The sequence below is a fragment of the Kaistia terrae genome (assembly GCF_026344005.1).
In the GTDB taxonomy this organism is placed as follows: domain Bacteria; phylum Pseudomonadota; class Alphaproteobacteria; order Rhizobiales; family Kaistiaceae; genus Kaistia; species Kaistia terrae.
On record NZ_JAPKNH010000001.1, the window covers coordinates 689,694 to 709,818 of the forward strand.

At 63.7% G+C, this 20,125-nt stretch carries 17 protein-coding genes; 14 read left to right on the forward strand and 3 right to left on the reverse strand.

Annotation, left to right across the window (positions count from 1 at the left end):
• The first annotated feature begins 14 nt into the window (after nucleotides 1-14).
• From OSH12_RS03195 to cysW, 5 genes are all read left to right on the forward strand, one after another.
• A complete protein-coding gene (locus OSH12_RS03195; protein WP_380224334.1) occupies nucleotides 15-1,295 on the forward strand; it encodes a lipoprotein-releasing ABC transporter permease subunit in 1,281 nt (426 codons plus the stop codon).
• Nucleotides 1,292-2,020, forward strand: coding sequence for an ABC transporter ATP-binding protein (locus tag OSH12_RS03200; RefSeq protein WP_380223767.1), 729 nt, complete (start codon nucleotides 1,292-1,294; stop codon nucleotides 2,018-2,020). Before OSH12_RS03195 ends, OSH12_RS03200 begins: the two co-directional genes overlap by 4 nt.
• A gap of 168 nt (nucleotides 2,021-2,188) precedes the next feature.
• Nucleotides 2,189-3,193 (forward strand): sulfate ABC transporter substrate-binding protein, encoded by a 1,005-nt coding sequence (locus OSH12_RS03205; protein WP_266342041.1) that lies wholly within the window; start codon nucleotides 2,189-2,191, stop codon nucleotides 3,191-3,193.
• A 107-nt stretch (nucleotides 3,194-3,300) separates the two neighbouring features.
• Nucleotides 3,301-4,086 (forward strand): sulfate ABC transporter permease subunit CysT, encoded by a 786-nt coding sequence (cysT, locus tag OSH12_RS03210; RefSeq protein WP_380224332.1) that lies wholly within the window; start codon nucleotides 3,301-3,303, stop codon nucleotides 4,084-4,086.
• Nucleotides 4,083-4,919: a sulfate ABC transporter permease subunit CysW gene (gene cysW, locus OSH12_RS03215; protein WP_266342042.1), complete on the forward strand. Its 837-nt coding sequence runs from the start codon at nucleotides 4,083-4,085 to the stop codon at nucleotides 4,917-4,919. Before cysT ends, cysW begins: the two co-directional genes overlap by 4 nt.
• Nucleotides 4,920-4,944: 25 nt before the next feature.
• On the opposite strand, the gene OSH12_RS03220 is transcribed toward cysW, so the two are convergent.
• Complete coding sequence (locus OSH12_RS03220) at nucleotides 4,945-5,643, reverse strand: helix-turn-helix domain-containing protein (RefSeq protein ID WP_266342043.1); 699 nt, start codon at nucleotides 5,641-5,643, stop codon at nucleotides 4,945-4,947.
• 196 nt (nucleotides 5,644-5,839) lie between these two features.
• Between OSH12_RS03220 and OSH12_RS03225 the strand changes: the two genes are divergently transcribed.
• The 4 genes from OSH12_RS03225 to OSH12_RS03240 all read left to right on the forward strand — a co-directional run bounded on the left by OSH12_RS03225 (nucleotide 5,840) and on the right by OSH12_RS03240 (nucleotide 9,667).
• Nucleotides 5,840-7,327, forward strand: a complete 1,488-nt coding sequence (locus OSH12_RS03225; protein ID WP_266342044.1) for a PAS domain-containing sensor histidine kinase — start codon at nucleotides 5,840-5,842, stop codon at nucleotides 7,325-7,327.
• Nucleotides 7,317-7,952 (forward strand): response regulator FixJ, encoded by a 636-nt coding sequence (gene fixJ, locus OSH12_RS03230; protein ID WP_266342045.1) that lies wholly within the window; start codon nucleotides 7,317-7,319, stop codon nucleotides 7,950-7,952. The genes OSH12_RS03225 and fixJ overlap by 11 nt, the downstream gene beginning before the upstream one ends.
• A 77-nt stretch (nucleotides 7,953-8,029) precedes the next feature.
• Nucleotides 8,030-8,458, forward strand: a complete 429-nt coding sequence (locus OSH12_RS03235; protein WP_266342046.1) for a response regulator transcription factor — start codon at nucleotides 8,030-8,032, stop codon at nucleotides 8,456-8,458.
• Between the two features lie 144 nt (nucleotides 8,459-8,602).
• The gene (locus tag OSH12_RS03240) at nucleotides 8,603-9,667 is read left to right on the forward strand and encodes an AI-2E family transporter (protein ID WP_266342047.1); all 1,065 of its coding nucleotides are present in this window, start codon (nucleotides 8,603-8,605) and stop codon (nucleotides 9,665-9,667) included.
• A gap of 26 nt (nucleotides 9,668-9,693) precedes the next feature.
• Here the strand turns inward: OSH12_RS03240 and OSH12_RS03245 are convergent, their stop codons facing one another.
• Both OSH12_RS03245 and OSH12_RS03250 read right to left on the reverse strand, forming a co-directional pair.
• Nucleotides 9,694-11,463, reverse strand: a complete 1,770-nt coding sequence (locus OSH12_RS03245; protein WP_266342048.1) for a metallophosphoesterase family protein — start codon at nucleotides 11,461-11,463, stop codon at nucleotides 9,694-9,696.
• 34 nt (nucleotides 11,464-11,497) lie between these two features.
• Nucleotides 11,498-12,043: a DUF1269 domain-containing protein gene (locus tag OSH12_RS03250; protein WP_266342049.1), complete on the reverse strand. Its 546-nt coding sequence runs from the start codon at nucleotides 12,041-12,043 to the stop codon at nucleotides 11,498-11,500.
• A 658-nt stretch (nucleotides 12,044-12,701) separates the two neighbouring features.
• Here OSH12_RS03250 and dnaE point away from each other — a divergent pair.
• From dnaE to frr, 5 genes are all read left to right on the forward strand, one after another.
• Complete coding sequence (dnaE, locus tag OSH12_RS03255; protein WP_266342051.1) at nucleotides 12,702-16,163, forward strand: DNA polymerase III subunit alpha; 3,462 nt, start codon at nucleotides 12,702-12,704, stop codon at nucleotides 16,161-16,163.
• Nucleotides 16,164-16,845: 682 nt separating this feature from the next.
• Nucleotides 16,846-17,649: a 30S ribosomal protein S2 gene (rpsB, locus tag OSH12_RS03260; RefSeq protein WP_266342052.1), complete on the forward strand. Its 804-nt coding sequence runs from the start codon at nucleotides 16,846-16,848 to the stop codon at nucleotides 17,647-17,649.
• A gap of 105 nt (nucleotides 17,650-17,754) precedes the next feature.
• A complete protein-coding gene (gene tsf, locus OSH12_RS03265; protein ID WP_266342053.1) occupies nucleotides 17,755-18,681 on the forward strand; it encodes a translation elongation factor Ts in 927 nt (308 codons plus the stop codon).
• Nucleotides 18,682-18,788: 107 nt separating this feature from the next.
• Nucleotides 18,789-19,511: a UMP kinase gene (gene pyrH / locus OSH12_RS03270; RefSeq protein ID WP_266342054.1), complete on the forward strand. Its 723-nt coding sequence runs from the start codon at nucleotides 18,789-18,791 to the stop codon at nucleotides 19,509-19,511.
• A 47-nt stretch (nucleotides 19,512-19,558) separates the two neighbouring features.
• Nucleotides 19,559-20,107: a ribosome recycling factor gene (gene frr, locus OSH12_RS03275; RefSeq protein ID WP_266342055.1), complete on the forward strand. Its 549-nt coding sequence runs from the start codon at nucleotides 19,559-19,561 to the stop codon at nucleotides 20,105-20,107.
• The last annotated feature ends 18 nt before the right edge of the window (nucleotides 20,108-20,125 follow it).

A 20,125-nucleotide genomic window follows, 5' to 3' on the forward strand; every position in this document is an offset into this window, starting at 1 on the left:
CGCGGCGCGCCGCGATCGGGACAGGAATGGCTGAGCCGACCGGCACGAAACCGTTTTCAACGTTCGAATGGATGCTGGCGGGGCGCTATCTGCGCGCTCGCCGGCGCGAGACGTTCATCTCGATCATCGCGGGCTTTTCCTTCATCGGCATCATGCTCGGCGTTGCGACGCTGATCATCGTGATGTCGGTGATGAACGGCTTTCGCGGCGAACTGATCGGCAAGATCCTCGGCATCAACGGCCACGTTGTGCTGCAGCCCCTGGACACGCCGTTCACGGACTTTGCCGACGTCGCCACGCGGCTGTCGATGGTCAAGGGCGTCACAGCGGCCATTCCGCTGGTCGAGGGGCAGGTACTCGCTTCCGGGGCGAACAACTCGACGGGCGCCCTGGTTCGCGGTGTGCGGGCCGAGGATCTGCCCAGTCTTCCCAGCATCTCGAATAATGTGAAGCTCGGCACGCTCGACAATTTCGATGAAGCCGAAGGCGTGGCGATCGGCACGCGGCTCGCCACCAATATGGGCGTCTCGATCGGTGACAAGCTGACGCTGGTCTCGCCGCGCGGCAATGTCACCCCCATGGGGATGACGCCTCGGATCAAGGCTTACCCCGTGGTGGCGATCTTCGAGATCGGCATGTCGGAGTACGACTCGTCCTTTGTCTTCCTGCCGTTCGCCGAAGCGCAGGCCTTCTTCAATTCGGACGACAAGGCCTCGGCGATCGAGATCTATATCTCCGATGCCGATCAGACCGGAGCGATGCGCGAGGCGATCGAGGCGGCCGCCGGCCGGCCGGTTCTGCTGACCGACTGGCGGGAGCGCAACATGACGTTCTTCTCGGCGCTCGAGGTCGAGCGGAACATGATGTTCATGATCCTGACGCTGATCGTCCTCGTCGCCGCGCTCAACATCATCTCCGGCCTCACCATGCTGGTGAAGGACAAGAGCCACGACATCGCCATCCTGCGGACGATGGGCGCGACGCGGGGCTCGATCCTGCGCGTATTCTTCATAACCGGCGCGGCGATCGGCACGGTCGGCACCGCCTTCGGCGTGTTGCTCGGCACCGTCGTCTGCCTGAACATCGAGTCGATCCGGCAGTTTGTCTCCTGGCTGACGCGGACCGAAGTGTTCTCGCCGGAGCTGTATTTCCTTTCGAAGCTGCCGGCCGATATGAATCCCGGCGAAACGATTTCGATCGTCGTCATGGCGCTCGTGCTCAGCTATCTCGCCACGATCTACCCGGCGTGGCGCGCGGCCCGGCTCGATCCGGTTGAGGCATTGCGATACGAATGAGTGATGCCGTGACCGCAGAACGTCCGTCGCAAAGCGCGCCCGCCGCCGATACTCCCGCCCTTCGCCTCGTCGGCGTCGAGCGCCACTACAAGGAAGGCTCGGGCAAGCTCTCCATTCTCACCGGTGCGGATCTCGCGATCTATCCGGGCGAGATCGTCGCGCTCGTCGCGCCCTCGGGCGCCGGCAAGTCGACGGTCCTGCATATGGCCGGCCTGCTGGAACGGCCGGATGGCGGCGATGTCGAGATTGGCGGCCGGCTGGCCGGCTCGCTCGGCGACGCCGACCGTACGGCCATTCGCCGGCTCGAGATCGGCTTCGTCTACCAGTTCCATCATCTGTTGCCGGAATTCACCGCGCTTGAAAACGTGATGATGCCGCAGCTGATCCGTGGCCTTGGCCGCAAGGAAGCGGCGCGGCGCGCAGCGGAACTGCTCGCCTATATGAAGCTGGAAGCGCGCGTCACGCACCGCCCTTCCGAACTCTCGGGCGGCGAGCAGCAGCGCGTCGCCATCGCCCGCGCCGTTGCCAACGCACCGCGATTGCTCCTGGCCGATGAGCCGACCGGCAATCTCGATCCGAAGACGTCTCACTATGTCTTTGACGCGCTCGAAGCCCTCGTGCGCGCCTCGGGCCTCGCAGCCCTGTTCGTCACGCACAACATGGAGCTGGCGGAACGGATGGATCGGCGCATCACCCTCGAGGCGGGTAAGATCGTCGAATTCTGACCTTTCCGCCTTTTGTGCGCGGGGAGGGCCTTTCCTAGGACAGCCATCCTATCCGGGCCGGCAATTGAGATAACTGTTTCTCGAATGCCTTTCTGGCGCTTGCTACTTTGCTCATCCCATTCCTTGGCTAGGCTTCGTCCGCGCCAAAATCATGAGCAAGGAACCACGATGCGTCGCCTTCCGGTTGTAACGGCTGCGGTCCTTTTTGCGCTCGGCGCGCTGCCGGCATTCGCCGAGGCGCCAAGCTCGATCCTCAATGCTTCCTATGACGTTTCGCGCGAGCTGTTTGTCGCCGTCAACAAGGAGTATGCCGCGAAATACCTGAAGGACACCGGCAAGACGCTGGAGATCAAGCAGTCGCACGCCGGCTCATCGAAGCAGGCTCGCTCGATCCTCGAGGGCCTCGACGCCGATGTCGTGACCTTCAACCAGGCAACCGACGTGCAGGTTCTGGCCGACAAGGGCTTTGTCGCCGCCAACTGGTCGGAAAAATTCCCGCATGGCGCGTCGCCCTTCTACTCGCTGCCGGTCTTCCTGGTTCGCGCGGGCAATCCCAAGGGCATCAAGGACTGGAACGATCTGGTCCGCGATGACGTCAAGCTCGTCTTCCCGAACCCCAAGACCTCCGGCAACGCCCGTTACACCTATCTGGCCGCCACTGCCTACGCGAAGGAAGCGTTCGGCAATGACGAGGCCAAGGTCAACGAGTTCGTCAAGAAGTTCCTGGCCAATGTCGCGGTGTTCGACACTGGCGGCCGCGCGGCGACGACGACCTTCGTCGAGCGCGAGATTGGCGACGTTCTGATCACCTTCGAGACCGAGACGACCGGCATCCGCAAGGAATTCGGCACTGACAAGTTCGACGCCGTCGTTCCCTCCGTCAGCCTGCTCGCCGATTTCCCGGTCGCAGTCGTCGACAAGGTGGCCGAAAAGCGCGGCTCCACGGAGATCGCGACCGATTATCTGAACTTCCTGTATTCGCCGGAAGGCCAGACCATTCTCGCCGAGAACGGCAACCGCGTTCGTGACGAGGCGGTGGCCAAGAAGTTTGCCGCGTCGTTCCAGCCTGTCCGTCTCGTGACCGTTGACGAAGTCTTCGGCGGCTGGCCGGCCGTCAACAAGACCTATTTCGGTTCTGACGGCCTGCTCGATCAGCAGCTCGCCGGCCAGTGAGTTCCGTCGGTTTAGACGGGGGCGGCGTCGCGGCGCTGTCGCGCGGCCGTCCATCGCAGGCAAATGGAAGAAAGCAAAGCCGGGTAGTTCCCGGCTTTCGCCTTTCGCTGGGCATTACGCTTTTCTACGCCGCATTGATCATCTGCCTGCCTCTGGCGACGCTGATTCTGGTCGGCGCGCGATTGGGGCCGGCCGATTACTGGGCCGTCGTCAGTTCTCCGCGCGCGCTTGCCAGCTATCGCGTCACGCTGGGCGCCGCCGCGCTCGCGACGGTTTTCAATACCTTCTATGGCTTCGCGCTCGCCTGGGTGTTGGTGCGCTATGAATTCCCCGGGCGTCGGATCCTCGACGCCATTGTCGATCTGCCCTTCGCGCTGCCGACGGCCGTTGCCGGCGTCGCGCTGACGGCGATCTTCGCCAAGAATGGTTGGTTCGGGGAACCGCTGGGCGCGCTCGGCATCACGGTCGCCTATACGCCGATCGGCATCGCGCTCGCCATGGCGTTCACCAGCCTGCCCTTCATCGTGCGCACCTTGCAGCCGGTGATGGAGGAACTGGACGGCGAGATCGAGGAAGCGGCGAAAACCCTCGGTGCCAACAAGGTCACCATCTTCTTCCGCGTCGTCCTGCCAATTCTCGTGCCGGCGCTGCTGGCAGGCGTTTCGCTCGCCTTCGCACGCTGCCTCGGCGAGTTCGGCGCCGTGATCTTCATCGCCGGTAATCAGCCCTACAACACCGAGATAACGGCCTTGCTCGCCTTCATCCGCATCGAGGAATACGACTATCCGGCCGCCGCCGCGATCGCCACCGTGATGCTGGGCACTGCCTTCGTCCTGCTCATCACCACCAACGCGCTGCAGGCCTATGCGCGTCGCCACGAGATTGCCCCATGAGCGGTGCCTCCAACCTCGATCGCGCGACATCTCGCCAAGGCTGGTCGCGCTTCGTCTTGATTGGGGGCGTGCTCCTGGTCACGGCTCTCGTCATCGGCGCGCCGGTCGTCGCGGTTTTCAGCCAAGCCTTGTCCAAGGGGCTTGGCTACGCGCTCGAATCGCTGGCGCATCCCGATACGCGCGCCGCGATCTGGCTCAGCGTCACCGTCGCGATCGTCGTCGTGCCGATCAACACGGTGTTCGGCATCGCGGCTGCCTGGGCAATCGCCAAGTTCCGCTTCCCAGGCCGCAAGCTGCTGCTGGCCATCGTCGAATTGCCGTTCTCGGTCTCGCCGATCGTCGCCGGTATTTCCTATCTGTTCGTCTATGGCGGGCAGGGGCTCTTCGGGCCGTGGCTGGAGGCGCATGATCTGAAAATCATGTTCGCGCTGCCGGGCATCATTCTCGCCACGACATTCGTGACGGCGCCCTTCGTGGCGCGCGAGCTGATCCCGCTGATGCAGCTTCAGGGCAATGGCGACGAGGAAGTCGCGGCGACTCTCGGCGCGCGGGGCTGGCAGACATTCTTCCGCGTGACGCTGCCCAACATCCGCTGGGGCCTGCTCTATGGCGTCGTGCTCTGCAATGCGCGGGTGCTTGGCGAATTCGGCGCGGTGTCGATCGTCTCAGGCAATATCCGCGGCGAAACCAACACGCTGCCGCTGCATGTCGAGCTGCTGTACCACGATTATAACGCGGCCGGCGCCTTCGCGGCAGCTGCGGTGTTGACGCTCGTGGCGCTTGTTACCCTTTTGGTCAAGACGCTTATGGAACGGGTCATACGCAGCGCCTGATGAGTGACAGAGGGCCGGTGCACCTTCAGCAAAGGCTGAGGCGCTCCAGTTCGATGTGGCGCTTCAGAACCACGTGTCGGGAACTCGGCAGGGCGATGGTGCCGGCGCATTCCAGTTGGGTCATCGTACGGGATACGGTCTCTATCGTGAGCCCGAGATAGTCGGCTATGTCCTGGCGCGACATCGCCAGGTCGATCTCGTCGTCACAGCCTTGCCGTTCCGCCATCTCGCTCAGGAACGAGCCGATCTTCTCCAGCGCCGTCTTGCGACCCAGCAGCAGCGAGTGCTGCTGGCTGGCATCAAGGTTGCGCGCTGTGATGTCCCAGAGTGCGCGGGCGACCTCCGGTTCGCGTCCGGCAGCGGCGAAGGCGGCGCTGCGACTGATCATGTGGACCGTGACATCCGTGATCGCTTCGGCGGCGAAGCAATGGGTATCGCGCGCCTCCATGCCGAAATAGTCGCCCTTCATCAGGAAAGCGCCGATCTGACGGCGGCCGTTGCTGAGCAGCTTGCAGGTGCGCGCGGTGCCGCTGACGATCTGGTAGATGTACTCGGCCGGTTCTTCTTCCGCGAAGATCTCGGCGCCGCGCTCGTAGCGAACGGTGACGCCCATCAGGCCCAACACATTCGACGTCGCAAAGCGGGAGCCGGAGTGGATGACAGAGGCCGCGCGGTCCTTCATTTCCGAAACGATGTTTCGGGTCGTTGCAACCGACGTCAGCATGTCGTCATCCTCGAATTTCATATGCGTTGACGCAGGATTAGGATGACGACTGGCGCTATGAAATTCAGATCATGTACCTAAGGGGTATCCCTTAGGTCCTTGGGGCCGCGCGTGGGCTATTGTTATTGACGATGCGAACAGAGGTGGCCGGGATCGGCGCAGCCGCTGCGCGATGCTGGAGGTTGGCGGTTTGGCCATGAAGCTGTTTTCCTGGCCTGTTACCGGGCGGCGCTGGCTCGTGCTGTCGACGCTCGCGGTAGCACTGCTGATTGCGCTTGCCTCGTGGCTGTCGTTGCAGCCGATCTTCCGCGCCCAGACGACCTTCCTCCTCTATATCCCGGCCGTCATCGTTGCCGCCGGCATCGGAGGTCTTTGGCCAGGGCTGGTCGCGACCGTGATCAGCCTGTCGCTCGGCATGCTGATCTTCGCGGGCTCCAGCGGGCTGGACCAGGCGCATGTCTGGAATGGCGCTGCCTTCGCCGTCATCGGCGGCAGTCTGGTGGCGCTTGGCGAATGGCTGCGGCGGGTGCGCCGGCAACTCGCAACCGTAGCTGTCGACCTTCGTTACCGGGAGGCTCATCTTCGCTCGATCCTCGATACCATTCCGGATGCGATGATCGTCATCGACGAGGCGGGGTTGGTGCAATCGTTCAGCGCCGCGGCACAGCGCATGTTCGGCTACACGGCGGATGAGATCGTCGGGAACAACGTCAAAAGGCTGATGCCATCGTCCTATCGCGAGCATCATGACGGCTATCTGGATCGCTACCGCAAGACGGGCGAGCGAAGGATCATCGGCATCGGCCGCATCGTCGTCGGCGAGCGCAAGGACGGTTCCACCTTTCCGATGGAGCTGGCCATAGGTGAGATGATCTCCGGTGAGCAGCGCTTTTTCACCGGCTTTATCCGCGATCTCTCCGAGCGGCAGCAGACGGAAGCCCGTCTGCAGGAATTGCAGGCGGAGTTGGTCCACATATCCCGCGTAACGGCAATGGGCGAGATCGCCTCGACCTTGGCGCATGAATTGAACCAGCCGCTTTCCGCCGTCGCCAATTATCTGCGCGGCTCGCGGCGCTTGCTCGAAAGCGGTACGGCCGAGAACATCCCCAAGGTGAGGGCGGCTCTCGCGAGCGCCGCCGACCAGGCGCTGCGGGCGGGCGAGATCATCCGCCGGCTGCGCGATTTTCTGGCGCGCGGCGAGACGGAGAAGCGGGTCGAAAGCCTGGCGAGGCTGATCGAGGAGGCGAGCGCGCTGGCGCTTGTCGGCGCCAAGGAAAAGGGTATCCGCATCGGCTTCAAGCTCGATCCGGAGATCGACCTGCTGTTTGGCGACAGGGTTCAGATCCAGCAGGTCCTCGTCAATTTGATGCGCAACGCCATCGACGCTATGGAGGAGGGCGGCGGTCGGGACCTGGTCATCTCCAGCGCGCTGGAGCCTGACGACATGATCAAGGTACAGGTTTCCGATCGCGGTACGGGCATCACCCCGGAGATCATGGCTCGGCTTTTCCAGCCCTTCGTGACGACGAAACAGACCGGCATGGGCGTGGGGCTGTCCATCTGCCGGACCATCGTCGAGGCGCATGGCGGACGAATCTGGGCAGAGAACAACCCGGGCGGCGGCACCGTCTTCAACTTTACGGTGCCTGCGGTCCGCAATGAGGAGACAGAGCGTGTCAGTTGAGACCATCGTTCACGTCATCGATGACGATGATGCAGCGCGGGATTCCCTGGCCTTTCTGTTCGAGAGTGCTGATATCGCCGTCCGGACTTATGCTTCGGCGACTGAATTCCTGGCGGTTGCGCCGGGTCTGTCGGGTGGATGCATCGTCACCGATGTGCGGATGCCGGATATCAACGGCATCGAGTTGCTGAAGCGGTTGAAGGCGCAGGGAATAGCCCTGCCGGTCATCGTCATCACCGGCCATGCCGATATCGCTCTGGCCGTCGAAGCGATGAAGAGTGGCGCCGTCGACTTCATGGAGAAGCCGTTCGACGACGAGGCGATGCTGCGCGCGGTACGGTCGGCTCTCCTGCGTCATGGCCGGACGCGCGAAGAAGGGCAGGAGCGGGCGGCAATCCGGCAGCGGCTTGCCATTCTTTCCAATCGCGAACAGCAGGTTCTCGAAGGGCTTGTGGCTGGGCACGCCAACAAGCGGATCGCGCATGATCTGGATATCAGCCCGCGTACCGTCGAGATCTATCGCGCGCATGTCATGACCAAGATGGCGGCGTCGAGCCTGTCCGAACTGGTGCGCATGGCGCTGATCACCGACGCCACAGGCAAGGTCGCTGCCTCCGAAGGATGAGGCGCGACTTGCGATGGATCAATGCGGATAGGGCGCGACCGGGCATTCTCCGTATTTTCCACGCGAACGTTTTACCGATGGCAGTCCCGACAGCGCACGACCCTCAGCAGCATGGACTGGTCTTCATCGTCGACAGCGATGGCGCCGTCCGGCGCTCGCTCCGTTTCGCACTCGGCATCGATGGCTTTTCGGTCGAAACATTCGGCGATGCCGAGACGTTCCTGCGAATGGCCGACCCGCGATCTGGCGCCTGCATCGTCGTCGACTACAATCTGAAGGGGATGAACGGGGTCGAGCTGATCGAGACGCTGCGCAAGCTCGAATGCCCGATACCCGCGATTCTCACGGTCACCAACCCTTCGCCGGCGCTTGTCCGTCGGGTTGCCGCCGCGGGGGTCGCCCTGGTCGAAAAGCCGCTGCTCGGCTCTGCTCTCCTCGACAGCATTCGTGAGGCATTTGCCGGCCGATCCTCGCTTCCCGATGGGCGTGGCCCTTTGGAGGGCTGAAACGCCAGTCCGTCGTGACGTCCGCAGGCGGCAGTGTCACGATGCCGGGCTACGGCTCGCGTATGGATTGCGCAGTCGAATCAGGCTTCGCGTGATACGACGCTATGCATCGATATCGCGACCATGACCCAGCTAGGTTTTGCAATGAACGAACCGTCCCGCACGACTGAACGCAGCCCGGTTCCGGCGCTGCTCGGGATCTGCACCGTGACCCTGATCCTGGCCGCGATGTACTGGGCGCAGACCGTGTTTGCGCCGATCTGCTTCGCGCTTCTGATCATCGCCATGGTCTGGCCGCTTCAGCGCGCTCTGCAGACGCGCGTGCCGCAGCTGGTGGCACTGCTGGTCTGCCTTGCCGGCACCATCGTCGTGATGACGATCTTCACCGTGCTGCTCGGCTGGAGCTTGAACCGCGTCGGCCTCTACGTGCTCAGCGATACGGCGCGTTTCCAGTCAATGTACAACGACCTCGCGGCTTGGCTGGAAGGGCATGGCGTCGCCGTTTCCGGCCTCTGGGAACAGCATTTCAACGTCAGCTGGATCCTGCGCATCGTCCAGCAGGTCACCGGCCGCCTCAACAGCACCCTCACTTTTTCGCTGGTCGTGCTGATCTATGTCATGCTCGGCCTGCTCGAAGTCGGCGATGTCGGCCGCAAGCTGCGCCGTTTCAAGGCTGGCAGCATCGGCCAGGCTTTCCTCATCGGCAGCGGCGAAACCGGCGCCAAGCTGCGCCGCTACATGCTGGTGCGCACGCTGATGAGCATCATGACCGGCGTGCTCGTCTGGGGCCTGACCTACAGCGCTGGCCTCAGCCTCTCGGCCGAGTGGGGCGTGATCGCCTTTGCGCTCAACTACATCCCGGTGATCGGACCGCTCTTCGCCACCGTGCTGCCGACGCTGTTCGCCATCGCGCAGTTCGAGACCTGGCAGGCGGCCGTCCTGATCTTCGTCCTGCTGAACCTGATCCAGTTCCTCGTCGGCAGCTATCTCGAGCCGCGCATCGCCGGCAAGTCGCTGTCGATCTCGCCGGTCATGGTGCTGTTCGCGGTGTTCTTCGGCACGTTCCTGTGGGGCATTGCGGGCGCGTTCATCGGCGTGCCGATCGTCATCGCCATCGTGACGATCTGCGCCCACCACGAATCGAGCCGCTGGATCGCCGATATTCTCGGCGCCGGCCAAGCCGATCCGGCCGACGCGAACCGGGGTTAACGCGCAGCCGGATTGGTAACGGTTCGTTAGCCCTGCGTCAGCGGCTGGACAATCGCGGGATGCGGCGCCGGAACGACGATCCGTTCCGGCCGCGCCAGCGCCAGTCCCTTGCCGTCGACATGCAGCGTGTGAATGTAGAAATAGCTGTCGTCGGCATTGGTCCCCTCCATCACCGGCGAGGGGGCGGAGATGATGGGCAGGCCGCCGCTCTCGCCGATCCAGTCGACATGACGATGGCCGTGCAGGACGACGGCGCGCCCGGCAAAACGCGTCAGCCGACGCACGAACCAGCTGCCATTGATCAGCGCCGTCCCGATCCGCTCCGATAGCGCATGCGCCGGTTGCGGATATTCGACGACATGATGATGCAGCGCGACGATCCAGGACGCTTCCGGATAGTCCGCCTTTACCGCATCCATCGCCCGCGCCTGCTCCAGCGACACCATGCCGAGCGCGTTGGTGAAGGAGAAATGCGTTTCGGCGTTCGAGTTCAGCACGATGATGCCGAGCCCGTCCGGGCGTGACGGCGGCTGGATCATCGGGAACGATGCTGTCCAGATATCCGAAATCGGTCGCCAGGCTCGGCGCGAGGCACGGTCGGCGAAGGCCTCGATCGAGGCTCGCTGCCGGTTCATCGCCTCGCCAAGCGTCTCGCCAAGGCGACGCTGGTCGCGGTCGACCAGCCGGTAGCGGTCGCCCTGCAGCACCTCCATCGCCGAGAGCGTGCGCAGCTGGCGCAATCGCTTGTTCGGGCTGGTCGGCAGATCCATGCGGGCAGGGTTGTTACGATCGACGACGTTGACGTCGTGATTGCCCGGAAGAACCGTGATGTGCGCCAGCAGCTCCGTGAACGGCTCCAGCGCGTCAAAAAACTCGGCCCATTCGGTCGAGATCCCGGCATCGGTCATGTCGCCGGTGATCAGGATGGCGTCGAGCGGCTTTTTCGCATGAAGCTCGCGCAGTTTCTCCAGCGTTGCCTTGAATTTCTCGTTGCCGCGCGGGCCGACACGGCCGCTCTCGATGCGAAAGCCATAGCGCTCGCCGACGCAATGGATGTCGGAGAGATGGGCTACCCGCCAGTGTGGCGCATCCACAGGGGCGGGCCGAAAGCCGGTGAAGCTGCGCGGCTGCGCCATGGTGGCGTCGGCGATGCCCCAGATGAGGGCGGCGATGGCCAGATAGGCGCATAGCAGCAGCGTGCCGTTGGCGAGCGCGATGATGACGACGCGGCGCGGCGCGCTCAGATCGGCGAGGGTGCCGGTCCAGTGGGTGGCGGGCCAGACGAGACCGGCGATGCCGAGCGCCAGAATGCAGACGGTGAGCCCGGCGACCGCCGCCGTCATGGCGCGCGCCTTGGCAATCATCGCCGGCGGGGCATCGATGCGGCGAAGCAGGCGGTGCTCGATCAAATGGCGCAGCGTCTCGCGGCAAAGCGCATAGGCCGGCTGCACCGCGATCGAGTTCAGCGACCAGAAGCTGCTCTCGATCATCCGGAACAGCGGGCGGCCGCCGAACCAGGCGACCAGGCCGAGGATCGCCAGCAGGAGGACAGGCGCCAGGCCGGTATAGATCTCCGCCGCCTGGCGGGAGACCGTGCCGATCCAGATCGACAGGAAAAAGGGGATCAGCCCGAGCGCGAGCCCAGGCAGGCCCATCAGCAGGGTCCAGGCAAGGATCAGCTTCAGCGGGCTGATCTCGGCCAGGAGCGATCCGGCAATCGAAAACAGCGAACGCTGCTTTGTGCTGGATGCGTCATCTTCAATGTCGCCCTTGCGGGGATCGACGATCGGTTTCATCGGCGGCACAGGAGCAAGGGCGACATCTGGTTCCTTAGCTCGTCGCGCCGGTGGAAGGCGTTGCTTCCGTTGCCGGAACTTCGGCGGGGGCGGCGGAGTGGTCGGCCAGGGCGGCGCGAAGCGCCTTTTCCTGCTCGTCGGTGAGCGAGGTCTGCATGACGGTGCCGCCGACGCCGCGCAGATCCGCCAATACCTTGTCGGTGGTCATCTTGCGGATCAGCAGGAAAAGGCCGGCATTGCCGGGCGCAAGCGACTGGGCCGCGTCCTTCATGAACTGGTCGTTGATGCCGATATCGGTCAGCTTGCCGCCGAGCGCGCCGGAAGCCGCGCCGATTGCCGTGCCGACCAGCGGCATCAGGAAGATGAAGCCGATCAGCGTGCCCCAGAACGCGCCCGAAACCGCGCCGGTCGCGGTGGTGTTCACCAGCTGGTTCAGCTTGATCCGGCCGTTGGCATCGCGCACGGCGACGACCGCGTCACCCAGCTCGATCAGATATTCCTTCTGCATTTCCAGCACGCGGTCGCGGACTTCTTCGGCTTTCTGTTCGGTAGGGAAGGCAATGAAGACGAGATCGCTCATTGGGAAACTCCATCGTTCGGGACGATTCTAAAACAGGGTGCCGGTTGGCCAGGACATCGATTGATAGGTCATGGGCCGCCAGTCGGCCGACGACGCCCCGGAGGGCGCATCATTCGGCGATGCCACCATAGCGCGATGCCAGAATTTTGCGAGCGCCCGAAGTCCCACGGGAAGGCTTTGCGTTCCGAAATTTGGCCGTCCGCGCACTTGGGCTGAGATCGCACTTCACCGAACTCGCCTCGCGAGCGGGGAAACAGACTCACCCCAGTCCGCAGCAACGAGTCGTGCTCTCGTCGGGCTGGCAATGTCGGCTCCCAAACGCCAAGGCGGGACAAGGCTGGCTGAGGGGCCATGTGTCCTGCTACCGCCGTGGAAATGCCCCTTCGACGATGGGGCTTGACCGATAGAACAAAACGTGAACATATGAGATATCGACAGTCCGATAAGGAGTTAGCCATGACCGCCTATATCCGTGACGTTGCCGCCCTGGGTGCGCTGATGCTGTTCATCACGATGGTGAGCCTCTGGTCCGATCTGATCGCTCACGTCGTCTGACCCTCTCCCATGCCCTGAGGCAGAGCGAGTTTGGGGGAAAGGCGGCGATGCGATGGACAGGCGCGGCGCTCTGGACGTAAATCAGGCGGAAGAGGATCGCCTGATGAGTCAAATTGCCCGGGACGTCGGATTTGTGCATCTGCGCGTCCACTCCGCCTATTCGCTGCTCGAAGGCGCGCTGCCGCTGAAGACGCTGATCAAGCTGGCAGCGGCGGACAAGATGCCGGCGCTCGGCCTGACCGATACGGGCAATCTCTTCGGGGCGCTGGAATTCTCGGAAAAGACGGTCGAGACCGGCATCCAGCCGATCATCGGCTGTCAGGTCGCGGTGCAGTTCGACGATGGCTTCGAGCCCTCGCGTCGACCGGTTCCCGGCCAGAAGAGCCTTTCCGATCTGATCATGATCGCCTCGAACGAGGAGGGGTACTGGAACCTCGTCCGCCTCGTGTCGCGCGCCTTCATGGAGACGGATGCCGGCGACAAGCCGCATATCAAGTTTGGTGATCTCGAAGGCGCGCATCAGGGTCTCATTGTCCTGACGGGTGGCGGCACCGGCCCGCTGGATCAGGCGATCCGGATCGGGCAGGGCGACTTTGCCGAGCGGCGGGTCGCGCGCATGGCGGGCCTGCTGGGCGATCGGCTCTATGTCGAATTGCAGCGGCACCACACGATCGAGCAGCAGCGCGCCGAACCGGAACTGATCGATCTCGCCTATCGCCATGGTTTGCCGTTGGTCGCGACCAATGAGGCGTTCTTCCCCAAGCGCGACGATTATGAAGCGCATGACGCGCTGGTCGCGATCGCGGAAGGCTCGGTGGTTGCCGACGAGAAGCGGCGGCGGCTGACGCCGGAGCATTATTTCAAGTCGCGCGCCGAGATGGTCGAGTTGTTCGGCGATCTCAGGGAAGCGACCGACAATTCGGTCGAGATCGCGCTGCGCTGTTCTTATCGCGCCATGAAGCGCAAGCCGATCCTGCCGCGCTTCGCCGGCGCCGATGCCGACGCGGAGGAGGCGGAGCGCGCCGAGGTCAAGGCGTTGCGCGATCTGGCGACATCAGGCCTGGAAAAGCGGCTGGCCTTCCATGGCCTCGCGCCGGGCCTGACCGACAAGGATTATTGGGATCGGCTCGAATTCGAGCTCTCCGTCATCGAGAAGATGAAGTTCCCCGGCTACTTCCTGATCGTGGCCGACTTCATTCAATGGGCGAAGCTGCAGGGAATCCCCGTGGGGCCGGGCCGTGGTTCGGGCGCGGGCTCGCTCGTCGCCTGGTCGCTCACCATCACCGATCTCGACCCGATGCGCTTCGCGCTGCTGTTCGAGCGCTTCCTCAATCCCGAGCGCGTCTCGATGCCGGATTTCGACATCGACTTTTGTCAGGACCGGCGCGGCGAAGTCATCGACTACGTCCAGCAGAAATACGGCGCCGCCCAGGTGGCGCAGATCATCACGTTTGGAACGCTGCAGGCCCGCGCCGTGCTGCGCGACGTCGGCCGCGTGTTGCAGATGCCCTATGGCCAGGTCGACCGGCTCTGCAAGATGGTGCCGCAGAACCCGGCCAATCCGGTGTCGCTGGCGCAGGCGCTGATCGATGAGTCGCGCTTGCGCGAGGCTCGCGACGAGGATCCGGCGGTCGCCCAGTTGCTCGCCATGGCGCAGAAGCTCGAAGGGCTCTATCGCCACGCCTCGACGCACGCCGCCGGTATCGTGATCGGCGACAGGCGCCTTGATGCGTTGGTGCCGCTCTACCGCGATCCGCGCTCGACCATGCCCGTCACCCAGTTCAATATGAAATGGGTCGAAAGCGCCGGTCTTGTGAAGTTCGACTTCCTCGGCCTGAAGACGCTGACCGTCATCGATACGGCGGTCAAGCTGATCGCCAAGCGCGGCATCGCCGTGGACATGGCCGCCATCCCGCTCGACGACAAGCGCTCCTACGAGATGCTGGCGCGCGGCGAGACGGTCGGCGTGTTCCAGCTGGAAAGCCAGGGCATGCGCAAGGCCCTGATGGGCATGAAGCCGGACCGTTTCGAGGACATCATCGCGCTCGTGGCGCTCTATCGCCCGGGTCCGATGGACAACATCCCGACCTACAACGCCCGCAAGCACGGCGAGGAGAAGCCCGACTACTATCATCCGCTGATCGAGGTCGTGCTGAAGGAAACGCACGGCGTTGTCATCTACCAGGAACAGGTGATGCAGATCGCGCAGATCCTGTCCGGCTATTCGCTCGGCGAAGCCGACATGCTGCGCCGCGCGATGGGTAAGAAGATCAAGGCGGAGATGGACGCCCAGCGCGACCGTTTCGTCGTCGGCGCCATCAAGCAGGGCCTGACCAAGGATCACGCCGACACGATCTTCGACATGCTGGCGAAGTTCGCCGACTACGGCTTCAACAAGAGCCACGCGGCCGCCTACGCCCTCGTCGCCTACCAGACCGCCTATCTGAAGGCGAACTACCCGGTTGAATTCCTCGCCGCGTCGATGACGCTCGACATGGGCAACACCGAGAAGCTGAACGACTTTCGTCGCGAGGCGATGCGGCTCGACTTCACCGTCGATCTGCCCTCGGTTAATCGTTCGGGCGCCGTGTTCGACGTCGAGGATGGCCGCATCCTTTATTCGCTGGCCGCCATCAAGGGCGTCGGCAGCCAGGCGGTGGAGCATCTGGTCGAGAGCCGTGGCGACAGGCCGTTCCGTGATCTCGCCGATTTCGCCAACCGCATCAATCCGCGCGTCTTGAACAAGCGCACGCTGGAAAGTCTGATCTGCGCTGGTGCGTTCGATGGTTTCACACCGGACCGCGCCCGCGTCATGGCTGGCGTCGAGCGCATCATGGCGATCGGCAGCCGCGCGGTCGAAGGCGCGGCGATCGGCCAGGATGAGCTTTTTGGCGGTGGCGGGCAGGGCGAGTCGCTCACCTTGCCCTTTGCCGATGCGTGGCTGCCCTCGGAGCGGTTGCAGCGCGAGCACGCCGTCGTGGGCTTTTATCTGAGCGCGCATCCGCTGGATGAATATACGCCGATCCTGAAGCGGCTGCGCGTGCAGACCTGGGCGGAGTTTTCCGAGGCTGTCCGGCTCGGCTCGGCCGCCGGCCGTCTCGCCGGCACGGTGACGACAAGGCAGGAGCGCAGGACGAAGTCCGGCAACAAGATGGGCATCGTCCAGTTCTCGGACCCGACCGGTCAGTTCGAAGCGATCATGTTCTCCGAGACGCTGAACGAATATCGCGACAAGCTGGAGCCGGGCCAGTCGGTGATCGTCCAGGTCGCAGCCGAAGACCGCCCCGAGGGCATCAGCGTTCGCATCGTCACGGTGAAGCCGCTCGACCAGATGACGACGGGCCTGAAGCAACTCCGCATCTTCATGCGCGACGATGAGCCCTTGAAGAGCATCGAGCGGCATCTTTCGCGCGGCAAGGGGGATGGGGATGTCAGCCTCGTCCTGATGCTGGACAAGGGCCAGCGCGAGGTCGAGGTGCAATTGCCCGGCCGCTACCTGCTCTCGCCGCAGATCGCCGGCGCCCTTCGCGCCGTCAGCGGCGTGGTGCAGGTCGAACTGGTTTAGCGAGATCGGGTTCGGGGGCAGGTAGAAAGCAAGCAAGACCCTCACCCTCTCCCGCAAGCGGGCGAGGGCTTTGGGGCCGGTGTTGGGTGTAAGGCCGGGCTCGGTCAATTCCCTCTCCCGCGAGCGGGAGAGGGTTGGGGTGAGGGGCTTTCCTGACAGGGCTTCTCGCCAGCCCGTCTGGCGCTTGCTGCAAACCGCATGATCATCCTCCTGAGGTGCCCGGCAAAGCCGGGCCTCGAAGGAGGGGCCAGATGTCTCCTTGCCTGCGTGCATCCGACGGTTCCTGACAGCTAGCCACAGGATGCGGCGCTCGCAGTCGAGGTTCCGGAGCTTCGCTGGACCCTCCTTCGAGGCTTCGCTCACGCGAAGCACCTCAGGGTGATGGGGAGGGATTAGCGACTGGCACTCCATACTGTCTGGACGACAGCGACATCCTGAGCCTGTGCCTGGGAAAATGGACCTGGCTCCGGCAGGGTGGCGCGCGCCGTCCGCGATCCCCATCTTGTGTTGCGTCAGGGCAGCGAAACCCTTGCGCTCTGGCCTTGGCCCGCCTATAAGGCGCGCATTCCACACGTGGGGCTCGGGCTCCGGCGGCGAATTTTCATTCGTCCGACGGGACCCACCGGTGTCGCAATCGCGGCTTTCCCCACGGAGGCTGAACCGGTAAAAAGGAGATAGGGCTATGGCTCTTCCGGATTTTTCTATGCGTCAGTTGCTTGAGGCAGGCGTTCACTTCGGTCACCAGAAGCATCGCTGGAACCCGAAGATGGCTCCGCACCTCTATGGCGTGCGTAACAACATCCACATCATCGACCTGGCCCAGACCGTGCCGATGCTGCATCGCGCCCTTCAGGCTGTCAGCGACACCGTCGCCGGCGGCGGCCGCGTTCTGTTCGTCGGCACCAAGCGCCAGGCTTCCGAGCCGGTCGCTGCGGCTGCCAAGCGTTGCGCCCAGTATTACGTCAATTCGCGTTGGCTCGGCGGCATGCTGACCAACTGGAAGACGATCTCCAATTCGATCCAGCGCCTGCGTCACCTCGACGAACTGCTTTCGTCGGATGTCCAGGGCCTGACGAAGAAGGAGCGTCTGACGCTGACGCGCGAGCGCGACAAGCTTGAGAACGCTCTCGGCGGCATCAAGGACATGGGCGGCATTCCGGACCTCCTGTTCGTCATCGACACGAACAAGGAAGCCCTGGCGATCCAGGAAGCCCGTCGTCTGAACATCCCGGTCGCGGCGATCATCGATTCGAACTCCGATCCCGATGGCATCACCTACCCGATCCCCGGCAATGACGACGCCGGCCGCGCCCTGACGCTCTATGGCGACCTGATCGCCCGTGCAGCGCTCGACGGCATCATGCGCGCTTCGGGTGGCGCTGGCGTCGATCTCGGCGCTCAGGAAGAAGTCTACGAAGAGGCTCTCGGCGAGGAAGTTTCGGCTGAAGCTGCTGCCGAGGAAGTCCCGGCTGCTCCGGCCGCCTGATTTCTGCCGCTGCTGCGCTCCTGCGTAGCGACGAAATGACCAATTAAATCAGCCGGGCGCTTTTGCCCGGCTGTTCTTTAGACAACGAGAAAAACGAGGCAGACGATGACCATTTCCGCTTCGATGGTGAAGGACCTGCGCGAGAAGACCGGCGCGGGCATGATGGATTGCAAGGCGGCGCTGATCGAGAACGGCGGCGACGTCGAGGCTTCGATCGATTGGCTGCGGACCAAGGGTCTCGCCAAGGCTGCGAAGAAGGCTGGCCGCGTCGCGGCTGAAGGTCTCGTCGGCGTCGCGTCGGAAGGCACCAAGGCTGTCGTCGTCGAAGTCAACTCCGAGACCGACTTCGTCGCCCGCAACGCCGCCTTCCAGGAAGTCGTTTCGAGCGTCGCCCAGGCGGCTCTCGGCACGGACGGTTCGGTCGCAGCGGTTGCTGCAGCCAACTATCCCGGCTCCGACAAGACGGTCGAGGCTTCGATCACGACCGCTGTCGCGACGATCGGCGAGCACATGAACCTGCGCCGTTCGGCCGCCGTCACGGTGACCGATGGCGTTGTTGCCTCCTACGTCCACTCGGCCGTCGCGCCGAACCTCGGCAAGATCGGCGTTCTCGTCGGCCTGCAGTCGACGGGCGACAAGGACAAGCTGGTTGCGCTCGGTCGCCAGATCGCGATGCACATCGCCGCCACCAACCCGCTTTCGGTTCGCAGCGATGAGCTCGACGCCGAGGTGGTTGCGCGCGAGCGTGCCGTTTACGCCGAGACTGCTCGCGAGTCGGGCAAGCCGGAAGCCATCATCGAGAAGATGGTCGAGGGTCGCATCCGCAAGTTCTACGAGGAAGTCGTCCTTCTCTCGCAGGCTTTCGTGATCAACCCCGACCTGACCGTCGAGAAGGCGCTCCAGGCGGCTGAGGCCGATGTCGGCGCGCCGATCGAGCTCACCACCTTCGTCTCCTTCCGCCTCGGCGAAGGCGTCGAGAAGGAAGAGTCCGATTTCGCGGCCGAAGTGGCTGCGGCTGCTGGCACGAAATAATTCGGGGAACATCTGTTCCTTTCCAAGAAAAGACAGGGCGCCGGATGACATCCCGGCGCCCTTCGTGTATCCGAAGGCGCCTTTCATAAAGCGAAGAGGAAGCAAACATGACGGAGTCGGTCCGTTTTCGACGTGTCCTCCTCAAGGTATCAGGCGAAGCCCTTCTCGGTGATCAGCCCTTCGGCATCGATGAAAAAGTCATCGACCGGATCGCCGGTGAAGTCGGTCAGGCCGTCGAACTGGGCGTCGAAGTCGGCCTGGTTGTCGGCGGTGGTAATATTTTCCGTGGCATGACGATCGCCAAGGCAGGCGGCAACCGCGTCGCCGGCGACCATATGGGCATGCTGGCGACCGTGATGAACGCCATCGGCATGCATGAGGCGCTGGAGCGCCGCGGCATCTCCTCGCGCGTTTTCTCGGCCGTGCCGATGCCGACGATCTGCGAGACCTTCAGCCAGCAGCGCGCCGAACGGGCGCTCAAGCGGTCGAAGGTCGTGCTGTTCGCCGGCGGCACCGGCAACCCGTTCTTCACGACGGATTCGGGCGCGGCTCTGCGCGCAGCGGAAATGGGCTGCGACGCGCTGTTCAAGGGCACGCAGGTCGACGGTATCTATTCCGCCGATCCCCGCAAGGATCCGACCGCCATTCGCTTCGAGCGCATCACCCACGCCGAAGTTCTGGCGCGCGGACTGCAGGTCATGGATACGGCCGCCGTGGCGCTCGCTCGTGACAACGGCATTCCGCTTGTCGTATTTTCGATCCAGGAACCGAACGCGTTTGTCGACATTCTGCGCGGCAAGGGCCGTGCGACGATTGTCGCTGACGAATGATGCACGCATCGGTAAACTCCGACGCGCACCAGAATTAAGAGGATGCCATGAACTTGGACGACCTGAAACGCCGAATGGACGGCGCCATCTCGGTCCTGAGGACAGACCTCGCCGGCCTTCGTACCGGCCGCGCTTCATCGGGAATGCTCGACCCGATCATGGTCAATGCCTATGGCTCGCACATGCCGATCACGCAGCTTGCGACGATCAGCGTGCCGGAACCGCGCCTGATCATGGTGCAGGTCTGGGACCGCGCCACGGCATCGGCCGTCGAGAAGGCGATCCGCGAGTCGAGCCTCGGGCTCAACCCGGTCGTCGAAGGCCAGGTTTTCCGCATTCCGATCCCGGAGCTCAACACCGAGCGCCGCATGGAATTCGTCAAGGTTGCGCACAAATACGCCGAGTCGGCCCGCATTTCGGTTCGCCATGTCCGTCGCGACGGCATTGACGGGCTGAAGAAGGCGGAGAAGGACGGCAGCATGAGCGAGGACGACAGCCGCCGTATGGCTGAAAAGGTCCAGAAGCTCACCGACGACACCATCGCCGAGATCGACGCGATTCTCGCGGCGAAGGAAGCGGAGATCAGCCAGATCTGAGCAGGGCGGTAAAGCCAT

Bases quoted from the DNA above. Each gene is read 5' to 3' on its own strand.
- OSH12_RS03200 (WP_380223767.1), top strand. From the start codon at position 1,292: ATGAGTGATGCCGTGACCGCAGAACGTCCGTCGCAAAGCGCGCCCGCC.
- OSH12_RS03205 (WP_266342041.1), top strand. From the start codon at position 2,189: ATGCGTCGCCTTCCGGTTGTAACGGCTGCGGTCCTTTTTGCGCTCGGC.
- cysW (WP_266342042.1), top strand. From the start codon at position 4,083: ATGAGCGGTGCCTCCAACCTCGATCGCGCGACATCTCGCCAAGGCTGG.
- OSH12_RS03220 (WP_266342043.1), bottom strand. From the start codon at position 5,643: ATGCTGACGTCGGTTGCAACGACCCGAAACATCGTTTCGGAAATGAAG.
- OSH12_RS03225 (WP_266342044.1), top strand. From the start codon at position 5,840: ATGAAGCTGTTTTCCTGGCCTGTTACCGGGCGGCGCTGGCTCGTGCTG.
- OSH12_RS03235 (WP_266342046.1), top strand. From the start codon at position 8,030: ATGGCAGTCCCGACAGCGCACGACCCTCAGCAGCATGGACTGGTCTTC.
- OSH12_RS03240 (WP_266342047.1), top strand. From the start codon at position 8,603: ATGAACGAACCGTCCCGCACGACTGAACGCAGCCCGGTTCCGGCGCTG.
- OSH12_RS03245 (WP_266342048.1), bottom strand. From the start codon at position 11,463: ATGAAACCGATCGTCGATCCCCGCAAGGGCGACATTGAAGATGACGCA.
- OSH12_RS03250 (WP_266342049.1), bottom strand. From the start codon at position 12,043: ATGAGCGATCTCGTCTTCATTGCCTTCCCTACCGAACAGAAAGCCGAA.
- dnaE (WP_266342051.1), top strand. From the start codon at position 12,702: ATGAGTCAAATTGCCCGGGACGTCGGATTTGTGCATCTGCGCGTCCAC.
- rpsB (WP_266342052.1), top strand. From the start codon at position 16,846: ATGGCTCTTCCGGATTTTTCTATGCGTCAGTTGCTTGAGGCAGGCGTT.
- tsf (WP_266342053.1), top strand. From the start codon at position 17,755: ATGACCATTTCCGCTTCGATGGTGAAGGACCTGCGCGAGAAGACCGGC.
- pyrH (WP_266342054.1), top strand. From the start codon at position 18,789: ATGACGGAGTCGGTCCGTTTTCGACGTGTCCTCCTCAAGGTATCAGGC.
- frr (WP_266342055.1), top strand. From the start codon at position 19,559: ATGAACTTGGACGACCTGAAACGCCGAATGGACGGCGCCATCTCGGTC.